A 25,587-nucleotide genomic window follows, 5' to 3' on the forward strand; every position below is an offset into this window, starting at 1 on the left:
ATTCATGACGGCTTGAACTGTCGCTTTGTCCCGTGACAATACTCGGGAATAAACACAGATCTTGGGGAAACGTCATGAGCGCTGCGAGCCGCTATCACGAGGTCCATGCACGATCGCTGCAGGACCCGGAAGGGTTCTGGGCCGAGGCCGCCCGCGCGATCGACTGGATCGAGCCGGCCAAGACCATCTTCGATCCCGCGATGGGCGCCTACGGCCGCTGGTTTTCCGGCGCCGTCGTCAACACCTGCTACAACGCGCTCGACCGCCACGTCGCCGCCGGCCGCGGCGATCAACTGGCGCTGATCCACGATTCGCCGCTCACCAGCTCGGTCACGAAGCTCACCTATGCCGAGATGCTGAAGGAGGTGCAGACGCTCGCCGCGATCATGCAGGATTTCGGCGTTGGCAAGGGCGACCGCGTCATCCTGTATATGCCGATGGTGCCCGAGGCGATGGTCGCGATGCTGGCCTGCGCGCGCATCGGCGCGGTGCATTCGGTGGTGTTCGGCGGCTTCGCGGCCAAGGAGCTCGCGACCCGCATCGACGACGCCACGCCGAAGCTCGTGCTGTCGGCGAGCTGCGGCATCGAGCCCGGCCGCATCGTGCAATACAAGCCTCTGCTCGATCAGGCGATCGAGCTCGCCGACAACAGGCCCAAGGCCTGCATCGTCCTGCAGCGTCCCGAGCATGTCTGCGAGCTGAAGCCCGGCCGCGATTACGACTGGGCGGCGCTGCGCAAATCTGCGCTCGCCAATGGCAAGCTGGCGCCGTGCGTGCCGGTGCTGGCGACCGATCCGCTCTACATCCTCTATACCTCCGGCACGACCGGCAAGCCGAAGGGCGTGGTGCGGGACAATGGCGGGCACCTCGTCGCGCTGAAATGGTCGATGGAGAATCTCTACGGCATCAAGCCGGGTGAGGTCTGGTGGTGTGCCTCCGACATCGGCTGGGTGGTTGGCCACAGCTACATCATCTACGGCCCGCTGATCCATGGCGCGACCTCGGTGATGTATGAGGGCAAGCCGGTCGGAACGCCCGATGCCGGCGCGTTCTGGCGCGTCATCAGCGATCATAAGGCGGTCGCTCTGTTTACCGCGCCCACGGCATTCCGCGCCATCCGCAAGGAGGATCCGGAAGGTACTTTCTTGCGCAAATACGATCTATCGCATTTCCGCACCCTGTTCCTGGCCGGCGAGCGCGCCGATCCGCCGACGGTGGAATGGGCCGAGCAGCAATTGAAGGTGCCGGTGATCGATCATTGGTGGCAGACCGAGACCGGCTGGTGCATCGCCGGCAATCCGGTCGGCCTTGGCCTGTTGCCCGTGAAGCACGGCTCGCCGACGGTGCCGATGCCGGGCTACCAGGTCGACATCGTCGACGAGGCCGCCAAGCCGGTGCCCGCCAACACCATGGGCTCGATCGTGATCAAGCTGCCAATGCCGCCCGGCTGCCTGCCGACCCTGTGGCAGCAGGAGGACCGCTTCAAGGAATCCTATCTCAGCGAATTCCCCGGCTACTACAAGACCTCAGACGCCGGCTACAAGGATGAGGACGGCTATGTCTTCGTGATGGGCCGCACCGACGACATCATCAATGTCGCCGGCCACAGGCTGTCGACCGGCGGCATGGAAGAGATATTGGCCTCGCATCCCGACGTCGCGGAATGCGCCGTGCTCGGCATCAAGGATGCGATCAAGGGCGAGGTGCCGTGCGGCTTCATCGTGCTCAAGGCCGGTGTCTTGCGCAGCCCGTCGCAGATCGAAAAGGAGATCGTGGCGCTGGTACGCGACAAGCTCGGACCGGTCGCTGCGTTCAAGCTCGCCATCACCGTCGGCCGGTTGCCGAAGACGCGCTCCGGCAAGATCCTGCGCGGCACGATCAAGAAGATCGCCGACGGCGAGCAATGGAGCATGCCGGCCACGATCGAGGATCCCAAGGTGCTCGAGGAAATCGGCGAGGCGCTGAAGAGCCGCGTCTGACACGACGCCGCTGAAAAGTGACCCGGGCTTGACCCGGGCGCCCATTCTCGTCAAGCAACGGCGTCAGACCAGCCCGATTGACGAGAATGGAACGTTCGATGCGACAGACCTCCGCCCGCCTGGCCCTGGTGCTGATGGCCGTATTTTCGCTCTCGGCCTGCGCCTCCCGCAACCAGGGTCCGGCGGTGGCGCTCGGCAATGACGACGATGATGCGGTCTGTCAGGCCGGTGGCAAGGTCGCGCCGGGCTCCGCCGAATATGTCGCCTGCCGCAAGGACCGCGACGTGCAGCGGCAGCGCGCCGAGGCACGTGCCGACCGCCGGCAGCGCGATCTCGGCGAATACATGATGAACCACCCCGACCGGCCCTGAGCGCCAGTGCAAGCGCCTCTCATGGCGCGTGACTTCGATGCAACAGTTGCGTGACATCGGCGCTGCAACAATGCCGATTGATTGAGATCAAATCCAACTCCATGGCGTCCCTGCCACATCTGTGACCGCAAGGCGCGGCCGTGCCCGCGCAGATGTTGCTCAAGGGTGGCTATGGGGATCTCGATGAACAGGATGTTGAAACTCTCGTCGTCGCTGCTGGTGCTGGCGGCGATCTGCGGAGCCATGGGCTCGGCGCAAGCGGCCGACCTGCAGGCGGCGCCGGTCTACACCAAGGCGCCGGTGGTCGAGGCGTGGAATCCGTGGATGCTTCGTGTGCGCGCGCTCGGCGTGCTGCCGGATGCTGGCGGCTCCACCGTGAACGTGACCGGCGTGCCGGCGCTGTCGTCGCCGAACTCCGGCCTGTCGATCTCCAACTCGGTCGTGCCCGAGCTCGACATCAGCTACTTCTTCACCAAGAACATCGCGGCCGAGCTGATCCTCGGCGTCACCCGGCATTCCATCGGCGGCACCGGCTCGCTCGACGGTCTCAACATGGGCAAGGCCTGGCTGCTGCCGCCGACGCTGACGCTGCAGTATCACTTCACCGATTTCGGCGCGTTCAAGCCGTATGTCGGCGCGGGTGTGAACTACACGGTCTTCTTCAACCAGAGCGCCGCGAACCAGGTGTGGAACGGTCTTGCCGTCACCAACCTGCACATCTCCAACCAGTGGGGCGCCGCGGTCCAGTTCGGCTTCGACTACATGCTCGACAGGCACTGGGGCCTGAACGTCGACGTCAAGAAGCTGTGGCTGCAGCCGAACTACTCGGCGACCGTCAACGGCGCAATTCCGGTCACCGGCCGCGCCAACATCGATCCGTGGCTGGTCGGCGTCGGCGTCACCTACAAGTTCTGATTTTTTCAGTTCCTCCCAAGACTGTCATGGCGCCGGCATTCCCGGCGCCATTTTTTTTGGACTGTTTGCGGGTCGCGAAGCTCGGGCTCGGGCCTGTAAAACAGGTGTCGTCCCGGCCTTGAGCCGGGACCCATACGCCGCAGCGGGAGTGAGGAAAGACGCGCTGAGTTACAGCCAGCTTGGGCCGTCACGCAATCCTGTGGTTTTGGGTCCCTGCGTTCGCAGGGACGACACCGATGGTGGGGCAGTCGCGCGTGAATTGACCCGAGGACAGGAGGTGCCCGTCCTACTCCTCCTCGTCGTCCTGCTTCTTGCCGCCGATGGTCTTGAGCTTGGCGAACACGGCGTCGACGTTGAGATCGTCCTCATCGCGGCCCGCCGGCTCGTACTCGTCCTTGCGCGTGGTCTCGGAGGCCGGGAGCAGGGTGGCGCCGCTGTAATTGGCGTCGAGCGGCTTTTCCTTGGCGGCACGCTGGACCTCGAAGTCGAGCTCGATCTGCGAGCACAGGCCGAGCGTCACCGGATCCATCGGCGTCAGCGTCTGCGCGTTCCAATGGGTGCGGTCGCGCACGCTCGCGATCGTGGTCTTGGTGGTGCCGACCAGGCGCATGATCTGGGCGTCCTTGAGCTCGGGATGGTTCCGCACCAGCCAGAGAATGGCGCTCGGGCGCTCGTGGCGGCGCGAGACCGGGGTGTAGCGGGGGCCCTTGCGCTTGGGCTGCGGCGGCAGCACCACCTTGCTCTCCTGCAGCCGGAGCCGGTAATTCGGGTCGCGCTCGGCTTTCTCGATCTCCTCGCGGGTGAGCTGCCCGGTCGAGATCGGATCCATGCCCTTGATGCCCTGGGCGGCGTCCCCGTCGGCAATGGCGCGCACCTCCAGCGGGTGCATCTTGGTGAAATCGGCGACCTGGTCGAAGGTCAAGGCGGTATTGTCGACCAGCCACACGGCAGTTGCCTTCGGCATCAGCGGGGCGTTGCTCATGGCAAATCTCCTTTGTGCTCCGCCCCGGCCCTGGAGGCGAAACCTGCGGTCATCGGCGATGACGGGAATTGGCCCTATATAAGCCGTCCCGGGGGCAGGGCGCAATGGCCTGGAGAAAACGGCCTTGACAGCGCTCGAAAGCAGTCCCAAGTCCTACCCAAACGAGTGTCAGACCCAAGTTCTTCGCGTATCGACCGCCCCCGCTTGCCGGCCCGGGGGTCCGTGGTCGCCGAAACCAGCCCGCATAGATCAGCTCAGACCAGCCCCATGGCAGCCAAACCAGACCTCAAAATCGTGCTTTGCTCGCCGCGCGGCTTCTGCGCCGGCGTGGTGCGCGCCATCGACACCGTGGAACGGGCGCTCGCCATCTATGGCGCCCCGGTCTATGTCCGACACGAGATCGTGCACAACAAATACGTCGTCGACAGCCTGAAGACCAAGGGCGCCATCTTCGTCGAGGAACTGGCGGAGATTCCCGACAGTACCAATGCACCGGTGGTGTTCTCGGCCCATGGCGTGCCGAAATCGGTTCCGGCCGAGGCCCAGGCGCGCAACTTCTTCTCCCTGGACGCGACCTGCCCGCTGGTGACCAAGGTCCACCGCGAGGCGGCGATCCACTTCAAGCGCGGCCGCGAGATCCTGCTGATCGGCCATTCGCACCATCCGGAGGTGGTCGGCACCGTCGGCCAGCTTCCGGCCGGCGCCGTGACGCTGATCGAGACCGCCGAGGACGCGGCGACCTTCACCCCGAAAGACCCCAACAACCTCGCTTTCGTCACCCAGACCACGCTGTCGATCGACGACACCAAGGATATCGTCGCGATCCTCAAGGGCCGTTTCCCGAACATCTCGGGCCCGCACAAGGAAGACATCTGTTACGCCACCACCAACCGCCAGCTGGCGGTCAAGAAGGTGGCCCCGGTGGTCGATGCGCTGATCGTGGTCGGTGCGCCGAACTCGTCGAACTCGCAGCGCCTGCGCGAGGTCGCCGAGCGCGAGGGCTGCCCGATTGCCGTGCTGGCGCAGCGCGCCTCGGACATCGACTGGGCGCGCTTCGAGGGCATCAAGAGCCTCGGCATCACAGCCGGCGCCTCGGCGCCGGAGGTGATCGTCGAGGAGATCATGGGCGCCTTTGCCGAGCGCTACGTGCTCCATGTCGAGACGGTCTCTGCGGCGGAAGAGAACGAATTCTTCCCGCTGCCGCGCTCGCTCCGGCCGGAAGCGGCAGCCGAGTAAGTCGGCCGGTTCTTTTCCGCCCTCGGCGGCCTCTCGGCCTTGAACCCGGCGCCCGCATGCGCGATGAAGGGCGCTACGGGCCTGTTCGGTGACGAAGTTCGCATCGGAGAGGCGGGGGCAGGCGAACTTCGATAACTGGGATAGCGCATGGCGGTCTATACCGACGTCGCCGCCGACGAGCTTGCGGATTTCATCAAGACCTACGACATCGGCGAGCTGCTCTCTTACAAGGGCATCGCCGAAGGGGTCGAAAACTCCAACTTCCTGCTCCACACCACCAAGGGCTCCTTCATCCTCACGCTGTACGAGAAGCGCGTGGCGGTGGATGACCTGCCGTATTTTCTGGGCCTGATGGCCCACCTCGCCGAGCGCGGCGTGAGCTGTCCGCAGCCCGCCCGCAACCGCGACGGGGCGGTGTATTCGAGCCTGTCCGGCCGGCCCGCGGCGATCATCAACTTCCTGGAAGGCATGTGGCCGCGCAAGCCGAACGTCACCCACTGCGCCGGCGTCGGCGCGGCGCTGGCGCAGATGCATCTGGCCGGACGCGACTTCCCGCTGGTGCGCAAGAATCCGCTCTCGGTCGCCGGCTGGCGGTCGTTGTTCGCGCAGGCCGCCGACCGCGCCGACACGGTGCAGGCCGGCCTCTCCGCGCTGCTCTCCGCCGAGCTCGATCATCTCGGGCGCTCCTGGCCGACGCATCTGCCGGAAGGCGTCATCCACGCCGACCTGTTCCCGGACAACGTGTTCTTCCTCGGCGACAAGCTCTCGGGGCTGATCGACTTCCCGTTCTCCTGCAACGACATTCTGGCGTATGACGTCGCGATCTGCCTCAACGCCTGGTGCTTCGAGGCCGATCATTCGCTGAACGTCACCAAGGCGCGCGCCTTCTTCAACGCCTATGGCCGCGTCCGGCCGCTGTCGGACGCCGAGCTGGAGGCGCTGCCGCTGCTGGCGCGCGGCGCCGCGATCCGCTTCCTGCTGACGCGGCTGGTGGACTGGCTCAACGTGCCGGCGGGGGCGCTGGTCAGGCCCAAGGACCCGCTCGAATATGTCCGCAAGCTGCGCTTCCACCAGGCGGTGACCAGCGTGCGCGACTACGGCATCGGCGGAGCATTGGCGTGAGCGAGCATCCGGTCGTCAGCATCTACACCGACGGCGCCTGCTCGGGGAATCCGGGGCCGGGCGGCTGGGGCGCGATCCTGCGCTTCGGCGACAACGAAAAAGAGCTCAAGGGCGGCGAGCCACACACGACCAACAACCGCATGGAGCTGATGGCCGCGATCTCGGCGCTGGAGGCGCTGAAGAAGTCGTGTCAGGTCGAGCTCTACACTGACAGCCAATATGTCCGGCAGGGCATCACCGGATGGATCCACGGCTGGAAGCGCAACGGCTGGAAGACCGCCGACAAGAAGCCGGTCAAGAACGCCGAGCTGTGGCAGCGGCTCGACGCGGCGCTGAAGCCGCACAAGGTCAACTGGCACTGGGTCAAGGGCCACGCCGGGCACGCCGAAAACGAGCGCGCCGATCAGCTCGCTCGCGACGGCGTGGCTATGGCCAGGATGCAGAAGAACGTGCGGGGCTGACGGGTTGGTTAACCGAATCATCGCCCCACACTCGACTTTCGTCGCCCGGCTCGAGACCGGGCGATCCAGTACTCACCACCGGTCGTGTTCAATCGGCGTACTGGATATGAATCAGGGCGGGCCCCTAATTTGCACCGCGCCGATGCCAGGTCTCAACTGCCGCTGCGAAGAGCCGCTTATGTTCCTCCGAGTCGAATGCTCGGCGCGGAATCAAGAGGGCATTTCCGTTCTTCCCGGTGATTGTGACTAGCTCAGGCGTCTCTTCGATCGTGGATATCTCTCTCCAGCTCCATGCACGGCTCTTGTTGCCGATCTTGGTGTAAAGGCCATCTTCGCTGGCTGTGAGCTCTCGGTGCTGCGGCTTGAACATCAGCTGTGGGAAAGCGACGAGAAACGCCACGAAAACGCCAGCGGCAAGCAGGCCATAAAGCAGTTTTGCGTAATCATGCGGTGGCCAATGGCCATCCCAAATGAGTGCGAGCGCAATGAAGAAAAGAGCGGAATATGCGTGCAGCACCCAGAGTTTCTTGCGCCAGGCGCGCCAATACCAATCCCAGACCTCAGCCCGAGTACTGGCGTATTTCAGCGTGACGGCCATCTGAACTTTCGACGCTGGCGAGAGGCGGGGCGGGCTGGCGCAGATGTTCGTCGGTGATATCGTCGATGAGCTGCACCGGCGCTCAATCCCACCCGTTAGTCTTATTATTCAACCGTCATCGCCCGGCTTGACCGGGCGATCCAGCACTCACCGGCCGTCGTGTTCTGGCGATAGGCCGAGGCTTACTGGATTCCCCGCTTTCGCGGGGAATGACACTGGTGAGTCGGGAGGCGGTGTGCCTCGTATCGGAGGCCGGCGCGGCTTTACAGCTGCCCGAGCAGCGTGTCGCCGCCGGAGACCTCGACCTTGCCCGGCGCGGCTTCGAGGTTCAGCTTCTTGACCACGCCGTCCTCGACCAGCATCGAATAGCGCTTGGAGCGGATGCCGAGGCCGGCGCCGGAGGCGTCGAGCTCCATGCCGATCGCCTTGGTGAACTCGGCATTGCCGTCGGCCAGGAACACGGCCTCGTCGCGCTGGTCGGTGTCGCGCTTCCAGGCGTTCATGACGAAGGCGTCGTTGACCGAGACGATCGCGATGGTGTCGACGCCCTTGTCCTTCAACGCATAGGCATTGAGGAAGATGCTGGGCAGATGCATCTTGTGGCACGTGCCGGTGTAGGCGCCGGGCACCGCGAACAGCGCGACCTTCTTGCCCTTGAAGATGTCGTCGGTGGTTTTGACCTGCGGGCCTTCGCCGGTCATGACGCGGAATTGGGCCTGCGGCAGCTTGTCGCCAACCTGGATGGTCATTCGAGTTACTCCTTCCCCTGGATGTGTCTTGCGCGGTGCGCGCTACACTATTCGGCGGGCCGGAAACGGCAACGGCCCGCCGTGATCACGTATCCGTCATCGCACGTCCCTCATCGCGCGCCGGGGCTTGCGGCGCCAATGGACTCAGGCCGCTGCTGCCGGCTTCTTCTTCTCGTCGCGCAGCTCGCGGCGCAGGATCTTGCCGACATTGGTCTTCGGCAGCTCGGTCCTGAACTCGATCTGCTTCGGCACCTTGTAGTTCGTGAGCTGCTCGTGGCAGTGCTTGATGATGTCCTCGGACGTGAGGTTGGGGTCCTTCTTCACCACGAACGCCTTGACGACCTCGCCGGTCTTCTCGTCCGGCAGCCCGATCACGGCGGTCTCCAGCACGCCCGGATGGGTCGCGATGACCTCTTCGACCTCGTTCGGATAGACGTTGAAGCCGGAAACCAGGATCATGTCCTTCTTGCGGTCCACGATCTTGACCGATCCGTCCGCGGCCATGACGCCGACGTCTCCGGTGCGGAAGAAGCCGTCCGCCGTCATCACCTTGGCGGTCTCGTCGGGACGATTCCAGTAGCCTGCCATCACCTGCGGGCCCTTGGCGCAGATCTCGCCGGGTTGTCCCAGCGGCACTTCGTTGCCGTCGTCGTCGCGGATCGAGAGCCAGGTCGATGGCAGCGGCAGGCCGATGGTGCCGGTGAATTCCGTCGAGGTCGGCACGTTGCATGTCAGCACCGGTGCGGTCTCCGACAGGCCGTAGCCTTCGGCGATGCTGCAGCCCGTCACCTGCTTCCACTGCTCGGCCACCGGGCGCTGCACGGCCATGCCGCCACCGTTGGAGACCTTCAGCTTGGAGAAATCGATCTTGCGGAAGTCAGGATGATGCAGCAGGCCGTTGTAGAGCGTGTTGACGGCCGGGAAGGTGGTGACCTGATACTTCATGAGCTCCTTGATGAAGCCGGGGATGTCGCGCGGATTGGGGATCAAGAGATTGGCGCCGCCCGCGCGCACCGCGAGCAGGAAGCAGCAGGTCAGCGCGAAGATGTGGTAGAGCGGCAGCGCGCAGACGATCAGCAGCTGATCGACATGCGGCGGCTTGTCCATCACCGGCTGCAGCCACGCATCGTTCTGCAGCACGTTGGCGACGACGTTGCGGTGGAGCAGCGTGGCGCCCTTGGAGACGCCGGTGGTGCCGCCGGTATATTGCAGGAAGGCGACGTCGTCCGGACCGATGGTGGGCTTCTGGAAGCGCTTGCCGCGTCCGGCGGCGAGCGCATCGTTGAAGGGGACCGCGCCCGGCAGCGAGAACGCCGGCACCATCTTCTTCAGGCGGCGGACGACGAGGTTGACGATCACGCCCTTGAAGCCGAGCAGGTCGCCCATGCTGGCGACGACGATGTGCTTGACCTGGGTGTGGCCGACCACCTGCTGCACCGTGTGGGCAAAGTTCTCCAGCACGATGATCGCCTCGGCGCCAGAATCCTTGAGCTGGTGCTCGAGCTCGCGCGGCGTGTAGAGCGGGTTGACGTTGACGACCGCGTAGCCCGCGCGCAGCACCGCGGAGATCGCGATCGGATATTGCAGCACGTTCGGCATCATCAGCGCGACGCGCGCGCCCTTTGCCAGCCCCAGGCCCTGCAGATAAGCGCCCATCGCGACCGACATATCGTCGAGCTCGCGATAGCTGATCGCCTTGTCCATGCAGATGAAGGCCCGGCGATCGGCGAATTTCCTGAAGCTCTCTTCCAACAGGTCGACGAGCGACGGGTATTTGCCCGGATCGATATCGGCGGGAACGCCGGCCGGATAGTGCTTGAGCCAGATGCGCTCCATGACCCTTCCTCTCTGATCGTCTCTTGTTCGTCTATCGGCAGCCGCCGGCCTCGCTCGGGCCGGCGGCGCCAATATCGAATTTCCGGCCGTTCAAGGCAAGCGGCCGGCGCGGCGACGAAAGGGGAGGGGACGGGCGATTCGGCCGGGGGTCCGTGCCAATTGCTGGCTGCGGCCGTATGCGCCGCGCGGGATCAGCCGTCCTTCGGCGCGGGCTTGCCGTCCGTCTTCGGCTTTGCGGCAGCCTTGGGTTTGGCGGGCTTGGGCGCGTCGGAGCCGGTTTTTTCCGCCGTTTTTCCGCCGGCTTCGTGCTTGGCGGCGACGTGGCGGGCCGCGCCCGGCTTGGCCTCAGCCGGCTTGGCCTGCGGCTTCGCAGCGGCCTTCGCATCCGCATCGGTCTTGGCGGCGGTCCGGGTCGCCGCCTTGGCGTCCTTCCGGGCGGCGGCATGCGCCTTCTTGCCGCGGTGCTTGGTCGCGGTCTGCGCGTCGGCATCGGCGGCGACGGCGGCGATCAGCGCCGCGCCGGTGCGCGTCGGGCCGGTGTAGACCAGCACCGGCTCGGACGGGGCGGGCGCCGCCGCCAGCAGCTCGGACGGCTTCACGGTCGGCGTCTGCAGGCCGGCGAGCAGGGTGCCGCCGGTCGCTTCGCCGTCCGCACCGGCAATGGTGTCCTCGTCGTCGTCGCTGGCTGGTCGGTGGCGGCGGCCGTTGCACATGTCGTCGCGCAGGTTGGGCGGCGTCGCGTCGACGGGGGCCAGCTGATCGACCGTGCCCAGCGGCGACTTCAGCCAGCTCAACTGGTTGCCGTTGAAGCCGCGGTCCAGCATCTGGATCGCGCGCACGGCGCGCATCTGTCCCGAGGAGGCGCCGAGCACCACCGCGATCAGGCGCTTGCCGTTGCGGGTCGCCGACGCCACGAGATTGTAGCCGGAGGCGCAGATGAAGCCGGTCTTGAAACCGTCGGCGCCGGGATAGCGCCCGATCAGCTTGTTGAAGTTCTGCACCACGCGGCGGCCGTAGCGGATCGACGGGATGTGGACGAAATATTCGTACTCCGGAAGATCGCGGATGATGGCGCGCGCCAGGATCGCGAGATCACGCGCCGAGGTGATCTGGCCGTCGGCAGGCAGTCCGTTCGGATTCACGTAGCTGGTCTGCGTCATGCCGAGCTTGCGGGCGGTGTCGTTCATCATCGCCGAGAAGCCGTCGATGGAGCCGCCGACGCCCTCGGCCAAGACCACCGCCATGTCATTGGCGGACTTCACCAGCATCATCTTCAGTGCGTTGTCGACGGTGACCTGCGTGCCGGGCCGATAGCCCATCTTCGACGGCGACTGTGATGCCGCGGTCGGTGAGACCGTGAACAGCGTGTCGAGCGTGATCCTGCCGTCCTTGACCGCCTTCAAGGTGACATAGGCCGTCATCAGCTTGGTGACCGATGCAGGATACCACGGATAGGTCGCGTTCTGCGCCTCCAGCACCTTGCCGGTGTCGGCTTCGACGAGCAGCAGCGCCTCGGCATGGGCCCAGCGCGGCGCGAGCACGAGAGCGGCAGCGAGAGCGATGATCTTGATCGGGGCGTAGCGGAACAACAGGCGAAGCGTCTGCACTGGTCTGGTCCGGTCCTTTGAGACCCGCCTCGCGCGGCGAGGTGGGCAAGCGGGCTTTCGGGTTTCAAGCGTGTCCGGCGCCGCTTTGGTTGCGGCAGGCCGCGAACCTATACCGGCTCGACGCTGGCGAACAGAGGCCAGCCATTCAATTCCACGATGAAAGCGTCCCGCGATCAGGTCTTGACGATGGTGCCGTCGCTGTCGGGCGCTGCGAGAGTCGCGCGCGCGCTCTCCTGCACCATGAACTGGGCCTTCGCGAGTTCCGCGAAGTGGCCGCCCTTGGCGACGAGTTCATCGAACGTTCCGCTTTCGATCACGCGTCCGTTCTCGAACACCAGGATTCGCGTCGCGTTGCGGATGGTCGAGAGCCGGTGTGCGATCACGAAGGTCGTGCGTCCCCTCATCACCTCGTCGAGCGCCGCGTTGAGCTTGGCCTCGGTGACGGCATCGAGCGCGGAGGTCGCCTCGTCGAGAATCAGGATCGGTGGATCCTTCAAGAGGGCACGCGCGATCGAGAGCCGCTGGCGCTCGCCACCGGACAGCATGCGGCCGCGCTCGCCCGCGTTGGTATCGAAACCCTGGTCGGCACGATCGATGAAGTCGAGCGCCTGGGCGCGCGCGGCGGCGGTGCGCAACTCCTCGTCGGTCGCGTCGGGCTTGCCGACCAAAAGGTTCTCGCGGATCGAGCGGTTGAACAGGAGCGCCTCCTGGAACACGACGCCGATGTTCCGGCGCAGCGCCGCGAGCTTCAATCCGCGCACATCCATGCCGTCGATCTTGATGAAGCCCGACTGCGGGTCGAAGGCGCGATGCAGGAGCGCGATCGCCGTCGACTTGCCGGCGCCGGTCGGGCCGACCAGCGCGATGGTTTGGCCGGGCAGCGCGGTGAAAGTGAGGTCCTCCACCGCCGGCCGCTTGCCGTCGTAGGAGAACGACACATCGTTGAATTCGACCAGGCCCGAGAGTCGGCCGACCTCGATCGCGTCGGGGCGGTCGCGCACGGCCGGCACGGCATCGAGCACGGTGAAGAACTCGGCCAGCCGGGGCGCCTCCATGAACACGTTGTTGATGAAGGACACGACCTGCTCCAGCTTCTGGATCAGCATGGTCGCGAACGACACGAACATCACGATCTCGCCCACCGACGTCAGCCCGGCCTGATGCAGGGCGATGCCGAGTGTGAAGATCGCGAGCACGGTGATGGTGGTCGAGGCACGCGTGATGACCGTCACCAGCGCCCACCAGCCGAGCACCGGCATCTGCACCGACAGCAATTGTCCGGCGACGGTGCGCAGGCCCTGCACCTCGGCATCGATGCGCACGAAGCTCTGCACCAGCGCGACGTTGCCGAGCGCGTCGGAGGCACGCGCCGACAGGTCGCTGTAATGCTCCTCGACCTCGCTCTGCATGCCGTAGGTCTTGCGCACGACCAGGGTCGTCAGCACGGTGAACACGACGCACAGCACGAACAAGAGGATCGCGAGCCGCCAGTTCAGATAGAGCGACAGCGGCAGCAGCACCAGCACCGACATGATCGCGGCGAAGTGCTCGCGGAAGAACGACAGCCACAGCTTCCACAGCGCGTCGGTGCCGTTGATCATCACCTTCATCAGCCGGCCGGAATGGGTGCCGGAATGGAACGTCAGCGGCAGCTGCAAAATGTGCTCGAAATAGCTCGTCAGCACCGCATGGCGCTGCCGGTGCGCCAGCCGGTCGGCCTGCAGCGCGACCCAGGCGCTGGCCAGAATCGTGAACAGGCCGAATCCGGCCCAGGCCGCGAGCAGCGGCCAGGCGGTGCTGGCCGAGGCCTTGCCGGAGAGCGAGTCGACAATGCGTCCGAACAGCACCGGGTCGGCGAACTGCGCCACCGCCAGCGCCAGGTTGGCGATCGCGAGAAACCAGCCGAGCCGCGCCTCCTTTCCGAGCAGATGGAGCACGCGGGCATAGATGCGGAGCAGGGACATGGCGGGGCGCTTCGTGTCGGCAGTTGGAATCAGCGCTGGGCGCGCGGCACCATGTTAGCAAGGGAACGGCCGCCGCGGCGAGCGCTCAGTTGACGAGCCGGCTGTCGGCGGGCGGCAGGAAGCTGTCGTCGAAGATGTCGGCGGGTTGCGGACGCTTGTGGTGGAATTTGCCGTCCTCCGCGAGCTGGTCGAGGGCCCGCTCGAACCGGGCGGGCTCGATGCTGCCGATGCCATCGCGGCGGACGTCCGGCGTCAGCACGTTGTCGACGAGCACGCTCTGCAGTCGCTGCAGCTCGAGCTCGCGGGAGCCGTCATCCATCCGGCTCACCACGTCGGCGATCGCGCCGGCAGGGTCCTTGATGGCAAGCTGGAGCCCCGATGTCAGCGCGCGCAGGAAGCCCTTCACCGCCGCCGGCTGCTTGGCCGCAAAGCCGGGATTGACGATCACCGCATGGCCATAGGCCTCGCAGCCATAATCAGCGAAGCGCAGCACCGCGAGATCGGCGGCGGGCACGCCGCGGTCGCGCAGATTGATCGCCGAGAGATACGAGAAGCCGCTGACGGCATCGACCTGGCCGGCGGACAGGATCGGCTCGCGCACGGCCGCGCCAACGCGCGACAGCTTGATGGTCTCGGGCCTGAGATGGTTGTGCCTCACGACCGCCGGCCACAGCCGGATCGAGAGATCGCCCTCGGCGACGCCGAGCGTCTTGCCTTCGATGTCGCCGAGCCCGTTGATGCCGCGACTCCTGCGCGCGATGATCGCATAAGGCGCCCTGTTGAACAGCACGAACACGGCCTTGACCGGCTGGCTGTTCGACGCGTCGCGATAGCGGATCAGCTCGTTGATGTCGGCGAGCGCCATGTCGGTCTCGCCGGAGGCCACCCGCGCGATCGCATCGGGAGAGCCCTTGGCCGTGGTGATGGTGACGGTCACGCCCTCGGTGGCGAACAGCCCGCGGCTGGCGGCGAGGACCAGTGGCGCCATGCTGCCATCGAGCGGCCGATCCAGCGCGAACATGACGGCGACCGGACGTTTCGGCTCCTCCGCTGCGGCTTCCTCTCTCGACAGGCATGAGGGCACGACGAAGGCGGCGAGGAGCGCCAAGGCAAGCAGGGTGACGGGTCGTCGCATGCGCATCATGTCACGCCGGTATTCGCAGGCCGTACCGGTCTTGTCACGCCGGTATTCTAATCAGTTCGCCGGCCATCGCGGGATCGAGATGTCAATTTCGTGACAGCGTCGCGGTGTCGCTGCCGCTCGGGGCCGGCGGTGCCTGATCATGTCGGATCGAATGTGAACGGTCCATGAGCAAGGCCTGCGGCGATTTGCGGCTTCGACTCCGGGTTTCGCGAGGGGAACTGTGGGCGCAGTTCGCGAGTTGGTACCCGAGATTAGATCGTACGGAGGATCCACATGATCGCACAGCGCGGAAGTTTTTCACGCTTTGGCCGTGCTACCGTCCTGGCGACGGTGGCCGCGGTGACTTTGACGGCCGTGCAGCCGACACTCGCCTTTGCCGGCTCCGCGCCGGCCGAGAAGGGCGTCGTCGCCAAGACGGCCAATGATGGCGGCCTGACCGATGTCAGCGCGCGCCGGCGCCACTATCGCGGCAATGGTGGCGCGGCGGCTGCGGCGGCGTTCGCCGGGATCGTCGGCACCGGACTTGCCATCGCGGCGACGCAGAACCGCCGCTCCTACTACGAGGACAACTATTACTATGGCCGGCCGGCCTATTATGGCTACGGACCGCGCTATCAGTATTACGGCGGCGGCCCCTATTACGGTGGCGGCTATTACCATCACCCGCATTGGTGATGTGAGATCGGACGAAACGATCCGCCGGCCGCCGTGCCGGCGGATTTTTTCTTGCCTGCCGCGAACGTTAATATGCGGACCATCGAATTTAACTATTGTGGCGAGATGACTGATTCGATCGATCGGCTCTATCGCGCTGTCCTGGCGGCCAGGGATCTCGACCCCGCGCGATCGCGCACGGCCAAGCTGATGCAGCAGGGCACGGCCAAGATGGCCAAGAAGCTCGCCGAGGAGGCGATCGAGGTTGCGATCGATGCCGTCGGCGGCGACGCCCAGGCCGTGGTGCGCGAAAGCGCCGACCTGATCTACAATCTGGCCGTGCTGTGGGCCGAGCTCGATGTCCAGCCCGAGGACGTCTGGCGCGAGATGGAACGGCGCGAGCTGATGCTCGGCATCGCCGAGAAGCTGCCGAAATCGCCGGTGAAGGTCGCCAAGGCCGCGCCCGGACGGGTGGCGGGGCGACCGATCGTCGCGGCCGAAAGCCGGACCATCCGCAAGCGGCACTAGTGTGGCGGTCCGATTCGGGCCGACATATGGGCCATGGACAAATCCTGCCCGGTTTGCTTCATCGCCAGCATGCTCAGACGGATCTACGACTGGTGTATCGACGCCGCCCACAAGCCGCATGCCATGTGGATCATGGCCGCGGTTGCCTTCGCCGAAAGCTCGTTCTTTCCGGTGCCACCGGATGTGATGCTGATCCCGATGTCGCTGGCGAAGCCGCAGCGGGCGTGGCTGTTCGCCGGCGTCTGCACCGCGGCCTCGGTGGCGGGCGGCCTGGTCGGTTATGCCATCGGCGCGCTGCTCTACGACTCCCTCGGCCATTGGCTGATCCAGCTCTACGGCCTCGGCGACAAGGTCGAGGCGTTCCGTGCCTCCTACGCCGAGTGGGGCGCCGTCATCATCCTGGTGAAGGGATTGACGCCGATTCCCTACAAGCTGGTCACGATCACGTCGGGCTTCGCCGGCTACAATCTCTTTCTGTTCGTCGTCTGCTCGATCATCGCGCGCGGCGGCCGCTTCTTCATCGCCGCGATATTGCTCAACCGCTATGGCGAATGGATCAGGGTGCGCATCGAGAAGCATCTCGGCCTGTGGGTGGCGATCGGCGCGGCCGTGCTGGTGGCCGGATTCGTCATCGCCGTGAAGCTGATCTGATGCGGCCGCTGCGCCCGGGGCTGGGGGCAGGCGCGGCGCTGCTCGCCGTCGTCTCGGTTCTCTCCGCCGCCGCAGCATGGGCGCAAACGACGCCTTCCTTGGGGCTGCGAGAAGCGACGCAACAGCCACCGCAGCAGGCGCCTGCCGTCCAGCCTGCGCCGCCCTCCAGTCCGGGTCTGGTGGAGGAGCTCGGCAAGCTGTTCGAGAAGATGTCGATCATTCCGCTGAAGCCTTCGGGCGATGCCCGCGCCGAGCCGCCGGCGGCCGGCAGCGATCCCACCGGCGCTGCCGCGGATCAGCCCGCTGCGACACCGGTGCAGCCCGGTGGCCCGGTCGCGCCGAAGGGCGGCGCCGACGTGCTGAAGGAGACCGGCGAGACCTTGTCGCGCCTCGCCCAGCCCTCGAGCATGATCTCCGGCCGCTCGGTCTGCCCGATCGCCGCCAACGGCACGCCGGATTGCAAGCTCGGCGCCGACCGGTTGTGCCAGGGCAAGGGTTACAAGGAAGGCAAGAGCCTCAACACCGATTCTGCGGAGACCTGCTCGGCGCGGGTGCTGATCCCCGGTCGCGAGCGCAAGCCGGGCGATTGCCGGACGGACACCTACGTGACCTCGGCGCTCTGCCAATGACGCCGGCACGCCAGCGTCTCAACGCAAGACCCTGGTCCGGCTTTTCCGGTCCCTCTGCGAGCGAATTGCCATCACGGCATGATGTCGGGCATGCTCGCGATCACGAGTGTTTCCGCATTTCAACGCAAGAGGAATTCCCATCCATGTCCATGCCCGCCTTGTTCAAGGGCCGCCTGACGATCCCGGTGATCGGCTCGCCGCTGTTCATCATCTCCGTGCCCGACCTGGTGATCGCGCAGTGCAAGGCCGGCGTGGTCGGTTCGTTTCCGGCGCTCAACGCGCGGCCGGCCGCGCTGCTCGACGAATGGCTGGCGCGCATCACGGAGGAGCTCGCCGCCTATGACCGGGCGCATCCGGAACGCCCGTCGGCGCCGTTCGCCGTCAACCAGATCGTGCACCGTTCCAACAACCGGCTCGAGCAGGATCTCGCGCTGTGCGAGAAGTACAAGGTGCCGATGATGATCACCTCGCTCGGCGCGCGCGAGGAGCTGAACCGGGCGGCGCATGGCTGGGGCGGCATCGTCTTCCACGACGTCATCAACCAGACCTTCGCGCACAAGGCGATCGAGAAGGGCGCCGACGGCTTGATCCTGGTCGCGGCGGGCGCCGGTGGACATGCCGGCACGATCTCGCCGTTTGCCTTCGTGGCGGAGACGCGGAGCTGGTTCGATGGCCCGATCGCGCTGTCGGGCGCGATCGGGAACGGCCGCGCCATCCGTGCCGCGCGCGTGCTCGGCGCCGACTTCGCCTATATCGGCTCGGCCTTCATCGCCACCAAGGAGGCGAATGCGGTCGAAGGCTACAAGCAGATGATCACCAGCTCGGGCGCCGACGACATCGTCTATTCGAACCTGTTCACCGGCGTGCACGGCAACTATTTGAAGCCGTCGATCGTCGCCGCCGGCCTCGATCCGGACAATCTCCCGACCTCCGATCCGTCGAAGATGAGCTTCGGCACCGATGCCTCGGGCGAGCGCGCCAAGCCGAAGGCATGGAAGGAGATCTGGGGCTCAGGGCAGGGCATCGGCGCCATCAAGGACGTGCTGCCCGCCGCCGAGCTGATCGCGCGCTTCAAGAAGGAATATGACGAGGCAATCGATCCGCCGCTCTAAGCGGCTCCGCGACGGACAAAAGAAAAGCGCGGCAGCCAGGGCTGTCGCGCTTTTTTGTTGAGGTCGCAACAAGCGGGCGGGCTATTCCAGCTCGATCGCCTGGAACTTGCCGCGCTCGTCGAGCGCCGTGCCCCAGATCTTGTGCGAGGCCTGGTGTTCGGCGCGGCCGAAGCCGAGCTTGGCGCCGAGACCGAGATCGATGTCACGCATGTTCTCCAGCGTGTCGATCAGCGCCTCGGTGTCGAGCTGCGGGCCGACCCGGCGCAGCGCCTGGACCAGCACGTTGGCCGAGACGTAGCCTTCGAACGACACGTAGGACGGTGCCTCGCCCGGGAAGTACTTCTCGAGCGCGCTCTTGTATTCGAGCACGGCGCTCGAATAGCCGCCGACGGCCGGCACCACCTGGGTGACGATGACGCCGCTGGCATAGCGCGGGCCGAGCAGCATCAGCTCGTCCGAGAGCTCGGTCGAGCCCACGAAGGAGACGTTGGTGTAGATCATGTGCGGGAACAGATCGCGCGTCTTCTCGATGAACTTCGCGGCGGCGCGATAGGTTGCGACCATGACGATCGCCTTGGGCGGGTTCTTCAACGCCCGCAGCTGGTTGACCGCGTCGTCCACATCGACCGTGTTGCGCTTGTAGTTGAGGCGCAAGATGGACGTGTCGGCAAGGCCGAGCGAGCGGAAGGCCTTGGCCACACCGGAGAAGCCGGCATCACCATAGGCGTCCTGCTGCGCGAACACGGCGATGTCCTTGGCCGGCAGGCGGCGCAGCTTGACCAGATAGCGAACGACGGTGTCGGTCTCTTCGGCGTAGCTGGCGCGATAGTTGAACACGTACCGATCCGGCGGATCGTTGCGCAGGAGGTTGGCGCCGGTGAACGCGCCGTAGAACAGCACGCGGCGCTGCAGGGCGTAGGGCATCGCCACGGCAGACGTCGGGGTACCGACATTGCCGACGAAGCCGAACACCTTGTCCTTCTCGTAGAGCTGCTTCATCGCGTCCAGCGTCCGCGACGGCTCGTAGCCGTCGTCGGCCGAATAGAGCCGCAGCGAGCGCCCGGCGATGCCGCCGGCGTCGTTGGCGCGGTTGAAGGCGGCCTCGATGCCCATCTTCATCTGCCGGCCGAGCTCCTTGGCAGCGCCCGAGAACGGAGCGGCGATGCCGAAGCGGATCTCGTTGGCGGTGACGCCCTGGACGTTGGAGGTGGACGCCGGCGGCAGCGTCGCGGTCGGTGCCGTCGCAGCCACGGCCGCGGACGGGGCGATCACCCCGGCGAGGCTGGTGGCGGTCTGGCTCGGCGCGCTTTGCCCGAGCGAGCGCTCGAGCTCGGCGAGCTGGCGGCCCGCGGAGTTACAGTCGGTCTGAGCCGCCCCGACGCGGTTGCGTCCATCGGCGACGTAGCCGTTGAAGACGCGGGTGAGCTCGTCACGATCCGAGCCGCCGGTGGAGGCCTCCCGGATCACCTCGCGAAACTTGTCGACAATGGCCTGAACGCGGCCCTGGTCGATCGCCTGACAGGCGGATGCTGCTCCCACGATCGGCCCGACCCGGCTCGCAAGATTACGCACCACATCCGCATTGGTGCCCGCCGCGCTGGCGGGCGTTGCGAGCAATGCCGCAACCAAGAACACGCTACAACGAAAGTTCATTGCCACTATCCCACTTTGGACCCCATCCAGGTCTTCCGCCTGGTGAATTGACGCCGTGTCTGCGACGGAGAAGACATAAGACCGTCACCATGCACAGACCAGCCTTTCCTAAGAGCATGACCATTTCGGTAACCCGACACGCCTTTTTCCGATCATACTTTAGGACCTGCTAACGAAACGTCTTCACCAGTTCTTCCCCTTAGAAGCTAATTCTACTCAAGTTCGATTGCCTGATACGTGCCGGTTTCGTCGAGGGCGGTGCCCCAGATCTTGTGTGAGGCCTGGTGCTCCGCGCGTCCAAATGCGAGCGTCGTGCCGAGGCCGAGATCGAGGCTGCGCATCGATTCGAGCGTGTCGACCAGTCGCTCGGTGTCGAGCGGATTGGTCTGCTTCAGCGCCTGGATCAAAATCGTCGCCGCGATATAGCCTTCGAGAGACGTATAGTCCGGCGCCTCGCCGGGCGCGTATTTGGCCAGGGCGTTCTTGTAGTCGAGCACGAGGCTCGAATAGCCCGAAACCGCCGGCACGCCCTGCGTCACGATGACGCCGTTGGTGAAGCGCGGGCCGAGCAGCTTGAGCTCGGTCGCGAGCGAGGTCGAGCCGACGGCGGACACGTTGGCGTAGATCAGGCCCGGTACCGCGTCGCGCGTCTTCTCGATGAACTTCGCGGCGGCGCGATCGGTGGCTACCATGATGACCGCCTTGAGTCCCGGCTTGTGCGCCTTGACCTGATTGACCGCCTCTTCCACGTCCATCGTCGCGCGCGGATAGTTGATGCGCGTTACGGCATCGCCGATGTTCAACTGCCGGTAGGCCTTCGCGACACCGGCGAAACCGTCGTCGCCGAATGGGTCCTGCTGGGTGAACACCGCGATCTGCCTGGGCGAGACGCGCTTCATGTTGATCAGGTAGCGCACCAGCGCGGCCGTCTCCTCGGCGTAACTCGCCCGATAGTTGAAGACGTAGCGATCCGGCGGATCGCGTCGCACCACTGCTGCGCCGGTGTTCGGTGCAAAGAACAGCGTGCGCCGCTCCAGCGCATAGGGGATCGCCACCTGCGAGTTGGCGGTGCCGACGTTGCCGATGAAGCCGAACACCTGCTCCCTGTCGTAGAGCTGCGTCATCGCCGCCAGCGTGCGGCCCGGATCGTAGCCGTCGTCCGCCGCCACGAGACGGAGCATGCGCCCGTTGACGCCGCCGGCGTCGTTGGTGCGTGCGAACGCGGCCTCGATGCCCTGGCGCATCTGACGCCCGGTCTCCTTGCGGATGCCGGAGAACGGCAGGACCATGCCGAAGCGGATCTCGCGGTCGGTGATGCCGCGCACGGGGCTCGCGGTGACGGCGCCAGTCGTCGTTTCGGCCTTGACCGGTGTGATCGGGGCCGTCGCCGCAGCCGGCTGGTCGAGCGAGCGTTCGAGCTCCGTCAGTTGCCGCTCCGCGGCGGCGCAGGTCGCCTGCGAGGCGCCCGTACGACTACGGCCCTCGGCGATGTAGCCATTGAAGCTGCGGGTCAGCTGATCGCGCTCGCCGTCATTGCTCGTCGCCTGGCGGATGGCTTCGCGGAATTTGTCGACGATGCTCTGGACCCGGCCCTGCGCGATGTCGGGGCACGCGGACGCCTGTCCCACGATCGGTCCGACACGGCCGCCAAGCTCCCTGACGACGTCGGGAGCCGCCGCCAAAGCGGGGCTGAAGGGAGCTACGAAAACACTCCCGATGATCAACGCGGACCAACGCACGGCCATCGAACCTTCCACCTGCTCAGCTTGTTTCAAACCCTCTTCGTTCTACTATTCGTGGCATTTCGAATTAATGTCGGGTTTCTCTGTCGCTCTTTTGTCCTGGTAGTTGAGGCCGTCGCGCCTCTAGCGGTATCCTATTCAAGTTCGACGGGTTGGTAGGTGCCGCTGTCGTCCAGTGCCGTGCCCCAGATCTTGTGCGAAGCCTGGTGTTCGGCGCGGCCGAAGCCGAGCTGCGTGCCGAGGCCGAGATCGATGTTGCGCATGTTCTCGAGCGTTTCGACCAGTTGCTCGGTATCGAAGTTCGGACCGGCGCGCTTCAGTCCCTCGATCAGGATGCTCGCGGCGATGTAGCCCTCGAGCGAGGTGTAGTCGGCCGGCTCGCCCGGGGCATATTTCGCAAGTGCGGTCTTGTATTCGAGCACCAGGCTCGAATAGCCGGAAACGCCGGGCACGGTCTGGCTGACGATCACGCCCTCGGCGTAGCGCGGTCCGAGCAGCATCAGCTCGCTGGCGAGCGCCGAGCCAGCAACCGCGGAGATGTTGGCGAAGATGACGCCCGGAAATACGCCCTGGGCCTTCTCGATGAACTTGGCTGCGGCGCGCGTCGTCGCCAGCATCACCACCGCCTTGACCGGGGTCTTCAGCAGCTTCAGCTGATTGATGGCGTCGTCGACCTCGACCGTGTTGCGCGGATAGTTGACCCGCACGATCGAATTGTCGCTGACGCCGAGCGTGCGGAACGCCCTGGCCACCCCGGCGAAGCCGGCGTCGCCGAAGGCATCGTTCTGCGCGAACACGACGATCTGGCGCGGATGCAGCCTTCGCATCTTCACGAGATAATGGACCAGCGCGTCGGTCTCCTCGGCATAGCTCGGCCGGTAGTTGAAGACGTAGCGGTCGGGCGGATCGTGGCGCACGACGTTGGCGCCGGTATAGGGCGCGAAGAACAGCGTGCGGCGCTCGAGCGCGTAGGGGATGGCGACCGCGGCGGTGGCCGAGCCGAAATTGCTGATATAGCCGAACACCTGCTCCTTCTCGTAGAGCAGCTTCATCGCATCCAGCGTGCGCGCGGGATCGTAGCCGTCATCGGCGGTGACGAGCTTCAGCATGCGGCCGTTGACGCCGCCGGCCTCGTTGGCGCGATTGAACGCCGTCTCGACGCCGATCTTGAGCAGTCGCCCGCTCTCCTTCACCGGTCCGCTGTAGGGAATGACCATGCCGAGCTTGATCTCGCTCTGCGTCACCCCGCGCACGTTGCCGGCCGGCGGCAGCAGTTGCGCCGGTACAGTCGCGGCCTGCGCCGTCGCAGGTCCGATGCTCACGGCAGACAGGTTCGCGCGCGCCGGAGGCGGCGCTGCGATGGATTGTTCGAGATCGGCAAGCTGCCGATTGGCGCCGCCGCAATCCAGCCGGCCCGACGTGACGAGGCTGCGACCTTCGGCGACATAGCGGTCCAGCAGGCGCGTCAGCTCGTCACGATCGGCCTCGCTGGAGGCGGCCTCGCGGATGACGAGCTGGAATTTCTCGATGATGGCCTGGATGCGCGGCCGGGCGATGTCGCGGCACGCGAGCGCGGCGCCAATGATCGGGCCGACGCGGCTGCCGAGCTGGCGCGCCACGCTCACACTCTCGCCGGGCGCAGCAGCGGCCTCGCCGGCCATGAGGGACGCGAGCAGGATGGCTGCCATACGGGCGTGAGCCAGCGGACGGCGTGCTGCCGCTTTCTGCGGTAGGACGTCGATCATCGTCGCCTGTGATGTGTTGGAAGTCGGATCAGTCGTGCAGAGGGTTAGCGAACCCGCTCCATCTGACCCGTCTTCTGGTTCCACTGCATGAACTGCTGCAGCATGGGCTTTTCTGGAGTGTCGGTCTCTGCCGTCGGCGCCGGAGCGTCCGCGAGCAGCGATTTGAACTGCGACAGCGCCGGAGCCTGCGGCTCGACCCGCTCGGGCAGCGCGCTGGTCTGGTCCGCCTTGGCGTCCTGCACGTCGGCGGCGACCGGCGGCAGCGTCTTCATCGACTGCACGGCTGCGACGAAGGACGAGCTGGCGTCGGGCTGGCGCCACACCGGCACGATGTTGACGAAGAACAGCGCGACGACGGCGGCGACGCCGGTTGCGGCGGCGAAGCGGCCGGCCACCTTGAACACGACCGACCGGCGGTCGCGCTCACGCTCCAGATCCGGCGGCTCGCGCATGACTTGCGGATTCAGCGACTGGCGAAGGGATTCGAACACGGCGGTCTCCAGGCGAGCATCGAGCGGTCCTTGCTGTCCCGAAGCGGGACGCTCGGCCGCCTCCGCTGCCTTGGCATTGTCACCGACGAGAGATAGACGCGCGGCTTCCGGACGTTCGCGCAGCCACCGCGGTGCGTAATGCAGCGGGTCCTGCGGGTTCATCGGATTCTGTTCACTCAACGAACTCATACGCTACTCCTCTGACGCTCGATTCCGGTAAAACTGATACGCTTCTGCCACGGTCGTATGAGAGCTAGTTTCAAACGAAGAGCGGGAGCTGGTCTGCCACTTCAGTCCACACGGAATCACTCGCAGAATCAGACGTTTCGCGTCGATCAGCGATCGCACGCCAGCGGTCCCTTCCTGCAAGGCGCCGTGGCACGTTTGCCGTGCCTTGGGCGCCTCTATCGATCCCATGCCCCGCCCCCTGACGAGTGTCAATCGATCGGAACCTCTTAAAGTCGTCGGTTCCGAATTATATGTACGTTAAAGTTATCATCATGATGTGATTAAAATGAGGCGTGACAGGTCTTGACGCAGATGCTCATGAATTGCGTCTCATTGATGCCAAGATTGCGCCTTGATTCGATCATCATCGAACTATGTCGGGCAGGCCGCTGTCGATTTTTGAGCGGCTTAGCGTCGATTTAACCATCCGTTAACCATCTGGCGCCGACAGTTAACCAATCACTAAGAAGGGTTGGGTCGGATGGTCATGAGTGCCAGCGCTGAAACGGTGCGTCCTGTTATTCGTCTGCGCGGGCGCTCCTACGTCGCCTTCGTGTTTTCGCCGGTTGTGCCGATTGCCGATTGGCTGGCTGAGCTCGACGCAACGCTCGCGGGCTCGCCCGGCTTCTTCGTCGGCAAGCCGATCGTGCTCGATCTCTCAGCGCTGGATCTGAGCCCGCTCGCCATCACCCATCTCATCAAGAGCATCGAGTCGCGCAACATCCGCGTGCTCGGACTCGAAGGCGTCGAGCAGGGGCGGCTGTCGCTCGGCATGCCTCCCTTGTTGTCGGGCGGCCGTCACTGCGCCGTGCAGGAGATCGAGCCGGAGAAGCCGTCGCTGCAGCAGCCGACCTCGCTGCTGCTCGACCAGCCCGTACGCTCGGGCCAGTCGATCGTGTTTCCCGACGGCGACGTCACCGTGCTCGGCGCGGTGTCGTCGGGCGCCGAGATCGTCGCCGGCGGCTCGATCCACGTCTACGGCGCGCTGCGCGGCCGCGCGATGGCCGGCATCAACGGCAACGCGGCGGCGCGCATCTATTGCCAGAAGATCGAGGCCGAGCTGGTCGCGATCGACGGCTACTACCAGACCGCCGAGCAGATCGACGCCGCGTTGCGCGGCCGGGCCGTGCAGGCGCGGCTCGAAGGTCATTCCATGAAGATCGTTGCATTGAACTGAGTAGCAGGAGGAT

General features: G+C 65.6%; 23 protein-coding genes. 12 read left to right on the forward strand and 11 right to left on the reverse strand.

The genetic code is table 11. The features are described 5' to 3' along the window. Positions 1 to 74: 74 nt before the first annotated feature. The 3 genes from ACQR1E_RS28275 to ACQR1E_RS28285 all read left to right on the forward strand — a co-directional run bounded on the left by ACQR1E_RS28275 (position 75) and on the right by ACQR1E_RS28285 (position 3,265). A complete protein-coding gene (locus ACQR1E_RS28275) occupies positions 75 to 1,979 on the forward strand; it encodes a propionyl-CoA synthetase (RefSeq protein WP_434897841.1) in 1,905 nt (634 codons plus the stop codon). 98 nt (positions 1,980 to 2,077) lie between these two features. Further along, on the forward strand, positions 2,078 to 2,350 hold the full coding sequence (locus ACQR1E_RS28280; protein WP_315716305.1) for a hypothetical protein: 273 nt from the start codon (positions 2,078 to 2,080) through the stop codon (positions 2,348 to 2,350). 183 nt (positions 2,351 to 2,533) lie between these two features. Then, on the forward strand, positions 2,534 to 3,265 hold the full coding sequence (locus ACQR1E_RS28285) for an OmpW/AlkL family protein (protein ID WP_315751420.1): 732 nt from the start codon (positions 2,534 to 2,536) through the stop codon (positions 3,263 to 3,265). A 286-nt stretch (positions 3,266 to 3,551) separates the two neighbouring features. Here ACQR1E_RS28285 and ACQR1E_RS28290 read toward each other — a convergent pair whose 3' ends face one another. After that, on the reverse strand, positions 3,552 to 4,247 hold the full coding sequence (locus ACQR1E_RS28290; RefSeq protein ID WP_315716303.1) for a DUF1013 domain-containing protein: 696 nt from the start codon (positions 4,245 to 4,247) through the stop codon (positions 3,552 to 3,554). A 267-nt stretch (positions 4,248 to 4,514) separates the two neighbouring features. Here ACQR1E_RS28290 and ispH point away from each other — a divergent pair, with 267 nt between their 5' ends. The 3 genes from ispH (at position 4,515) to rnhA (ending at position 7,066) form a co-directional block, all read left to right on the forward strand. Next, a complete protein-coding gene (gene ispH, locus ACQR1E_RS28295; protein ID WP_315716301.1) occupies positions 4,515 to 5,483 on the forward strand; it encodes a 4-hydroxy-3-methylbut-2-enyl diphosphate reductase in 969 nt (322 codons plus the stop codon). A gap of 147 nt (positions 5,484 to 5,630) precedes the next feature. Then, positions 5,631 to 6,605, forward strand: a complete 975-nt coding sequence (locus ACQR1E_RS28300) for a homoserine kinase (RefSeq protein WP_316165536.1) — start codon at positions 5,631 to 5,633, stop codon at positions 6,603 to 6,605. Continuing rightward, a complete protein-coding gene (gene rnhA, locus ACQR1E_RS28305) occupies positions 6,602 to 7,066 on the forward strand; it encodes a ribonuclease HI (RefSeq protein WP_316165535.1) in 465 nt (154 codons plus the stop codon). The genes ACQR1E_RS28300 and rnhA overlap by 4 nt, the downstream gene beginning before the upstream one ends. A gap of 124 nt (positions 7,067 to 7,190) precedes the next feature. On the opposite strand, the gene ACQR1E_RS28310 is transcribed toward rnhA, so the two are convergent. From ACQR1E_RS28310 to ACQR1E_RS28335, 6 genes are all read right to left on the reverse strand, one after another. Next, positions 7,191 to 7,664, reverse strand: coding sequence for a YcxB family protein (locus ACQR1E_RS28310; RefSeq protein ID WP_315826555.1), 474 nt, complete (start codon positions 7,662 to 7,664; stop codon positions 7,191 to 7,193). Between the two features lie 263 nt (positions 7,665 to 7,927). Beyond that, a complete protein-coding gene (locus ACQR1E_RS28315) occupies positions 7,928 to 8,413 on the reverse strand; it encodes a peroxiredoxin (RefSeq protein WP_315716297.1) in 486 nt (161 codons plus the stop codon). 144 nt (positions 8,414 to 8,557) lie between these two features. Next, the gene (locus ACQR1E_RS28320; protein WP_316170782.1) at positions 8,558 to 10,249 is read right to left on the reverse strand and encodes a long-chain fatty acid--CoA ligase; all 1,692 of its coding nucleotides are present in this window, start codon (positions 10,247 to 10,249) and stop codon (positions 8,558 to 8,560) included. Between the two features lie 191 nt (positions 10,250 to 10,440). Beyond that, entirely contained in the window at positions 10,441 to 11,856 is a 1,416-nt protein-coding gene (locus tag ACQR1E_RS28325) for a D-alanyl-D-alanine carboxypeptidase family protein (protein ID WP_434897842.1), read from the reverse strand. A gap of 173 nt (positions 11,857 to 12,029) precedes the next feature. Beyond that, positions 12,030 to 13,820 (reverse strand): glucan ABC transporter ATP-binding protein/ permease, encoded by a 1,791-nt coding sequence (locus ACQR1E_RS28330; RefSeq protein WP_316170784.1) that lies wholly within the window; start codon positions 13,818 to 13,820, stop codon positions 12,030 to 12,032. Between the two features lie 85 nt (positions 13,821 to 13,905). Beyond that, positions 13,906 to 14,961, reverse strand: coding sequence for an ABC transporter substrate-binding protein (locus tag ACQR1E_RS28335; RefSeq protein ID WP_315751428.1), 1,056 nt, complete (start codon positions 14,959 to 14,961; stop codon positions 13,906 to 13,908). 276 nt (positions 14,962 to 15,237) lie between these two features. On the opposite strand from ACQR1E_RS28335, the gene ACQR1E_RS28340 reads away from it, so the two are divergent. From ACQR1E_RS28340 to ACQR1E_RS28360, 5 genes are all read left to right on the forward strand, one after another. Then, the gene (locus ACQR1E_RS28340) at positions 15,238 to 15,639 is read left to right on the forward strand and encodes a hypothetical protein (protein WP_315716292.1); all 402 of its coding nucleotides are present in this window, start codon (positions 15,238 to 15,240) and stop codon (positions 15,637 to 15,639) included. 105 nt (positions 15,640 to 15,744) lie between these two features. Further along, the gene (gene hisE / locus ACQR1E_RS28345) at positions 15,745 to 16,146 is read left to right on the forward strand and encodes a phosphoribosyl-ATP diphosphatase (protein ID WP_315716291.1); all 402 of its coding nucleotides are present in this window, start codon (positions 15,745 to 15,747) and stop codon (positions 16,144 to 16,146) included. Positions 16,147 to 16,215: 69 nt separating this feature from the next. Next, positions 16,216 to 16,797 carry a YqaA family protein gene (locus tag ACQR1E_RS28350; protein WP_315716459.1) on the forward strand — a complete coding sequence of 194 codons (582 nt, stop codon included), beginning with the start codon at positions 16,216 to 16,218 and terminating at the stop codon, positions 16,795 to 16,797. Beyond that, complete coding sequence (locus tag ACQR1E_RS28355) at positions 16,797 to 17,426, forward strand: hypothetical protein (protein ID WP_434897843.1); 630 nt, start codon at positions 16,797 to 16,799, stop codon at positions 17,424 to 17,426. The genes ACQR1E_RS28350 and ACQR1E_RS28355 overlap by 1 nt, the downstream gene beginning before the upstream one ends. Before the next feature lie 143 nt (positions 17,427 to 17,569). Then, the gene (locus ACQR1E_RS28360) at positions 17,570 to 18,538 is read left to right on the forward strand and encodes an NAD(P)H-dependent flavin oxidoreductase (RefSeq protein WP_315716289.1); all 969 of its coding nucleotides are present in this window, start codon (positions 17,570 to 17,572) and stop codon (positions 18,536 to 18,538) included. 81 nt (positions 18,539 to 18,619) lie between these two features. On the opposite strand, the gene ACQR1E_RS28365 is transcribed toward ACQR1E_RS28360, so the two are convergent. The 4 genes from ACQR1E_RS28365 to ACQR1E_RS28380 all read right to left on the reverse strand — a co-directional run bounded on the left by ACQR1E_RS28365 (position 18,620) and on the right by ACQR1E_RS28380 (position 24,358). Further along, a complete protein-coding gene (locus ACQR1E_RS28365; RefSeq protein ID WP_315716288.1) occupies positions 18,620 to 20,191 on the reverse strand; it encodes an ABC transporter substrate-binding protein in 1,572 nt (523 codons plus the stop codon). A gap of 212 nt (positions 20,192 to 20,403) precedes the next feature. Beyond that, complete coding sequence (locus tag ACQR1E_RS28370) at positions 20,404 to 21,936, reverse strand: ABC transporter substrate-binding protein (RefSeq protein ID WP_434863068.1); 1,533 nt, start codon at positions 21,934 to 21,936, stop codon at positions 20,404 to 20,406. Between the two features lie 131 nt (positions 21,937 to 22,067). Next, entirely contained in the window at positions 22,068 to 23,678 is a 1,611-nt protein-coding gene (locus tag ACQR1E_RS28375) for an ABC transporter substrate-binding protein (protein WP_434842376.1), read from the reverse strand. A 44-nt stretch (positions 23,679 to 23,722) separates the two neighbouring features. Then, a complete protein-coding gene (locus ACQR1E_RS28380) occupies positions 23,723 to 24,358 on the reverse strand; it encodes a hypothetical protein (protein ID WP_315716285.1) in 636 nt (211 codons plus the stop codon). 520 nt (positions 24,359 to 24,878) lie between these two features. Here ACQR1E_RS28380 and minC point away from each other — a divergent pair. Next, positions 24,879 to 25,574: a septum site-determining protein MinC gene (minC, locus tag ACQR1E_RS28385; RefSeq protein WP_315716284.1), complete on the forward strand. Its 696-nt coding sequence runs from the start codon at positions 24,879 to 24,881 to the stop codon at positions 25,572 to 25,574. Positions 25,575 to 25,587: the final 13 nt, after the last annotated feature.

The sequence above is a fragment of the Bradyrhizobium sp. HKCCYLRH1030 genome (assembly GCF_051168395.1).
Taxonomy (GTDB): domain Bacteria; phylum Pseudomonadota; class Alphaproteobacteria; order Rhizobiales; family Xanthobacteraceae; genus Bradyrhizobium.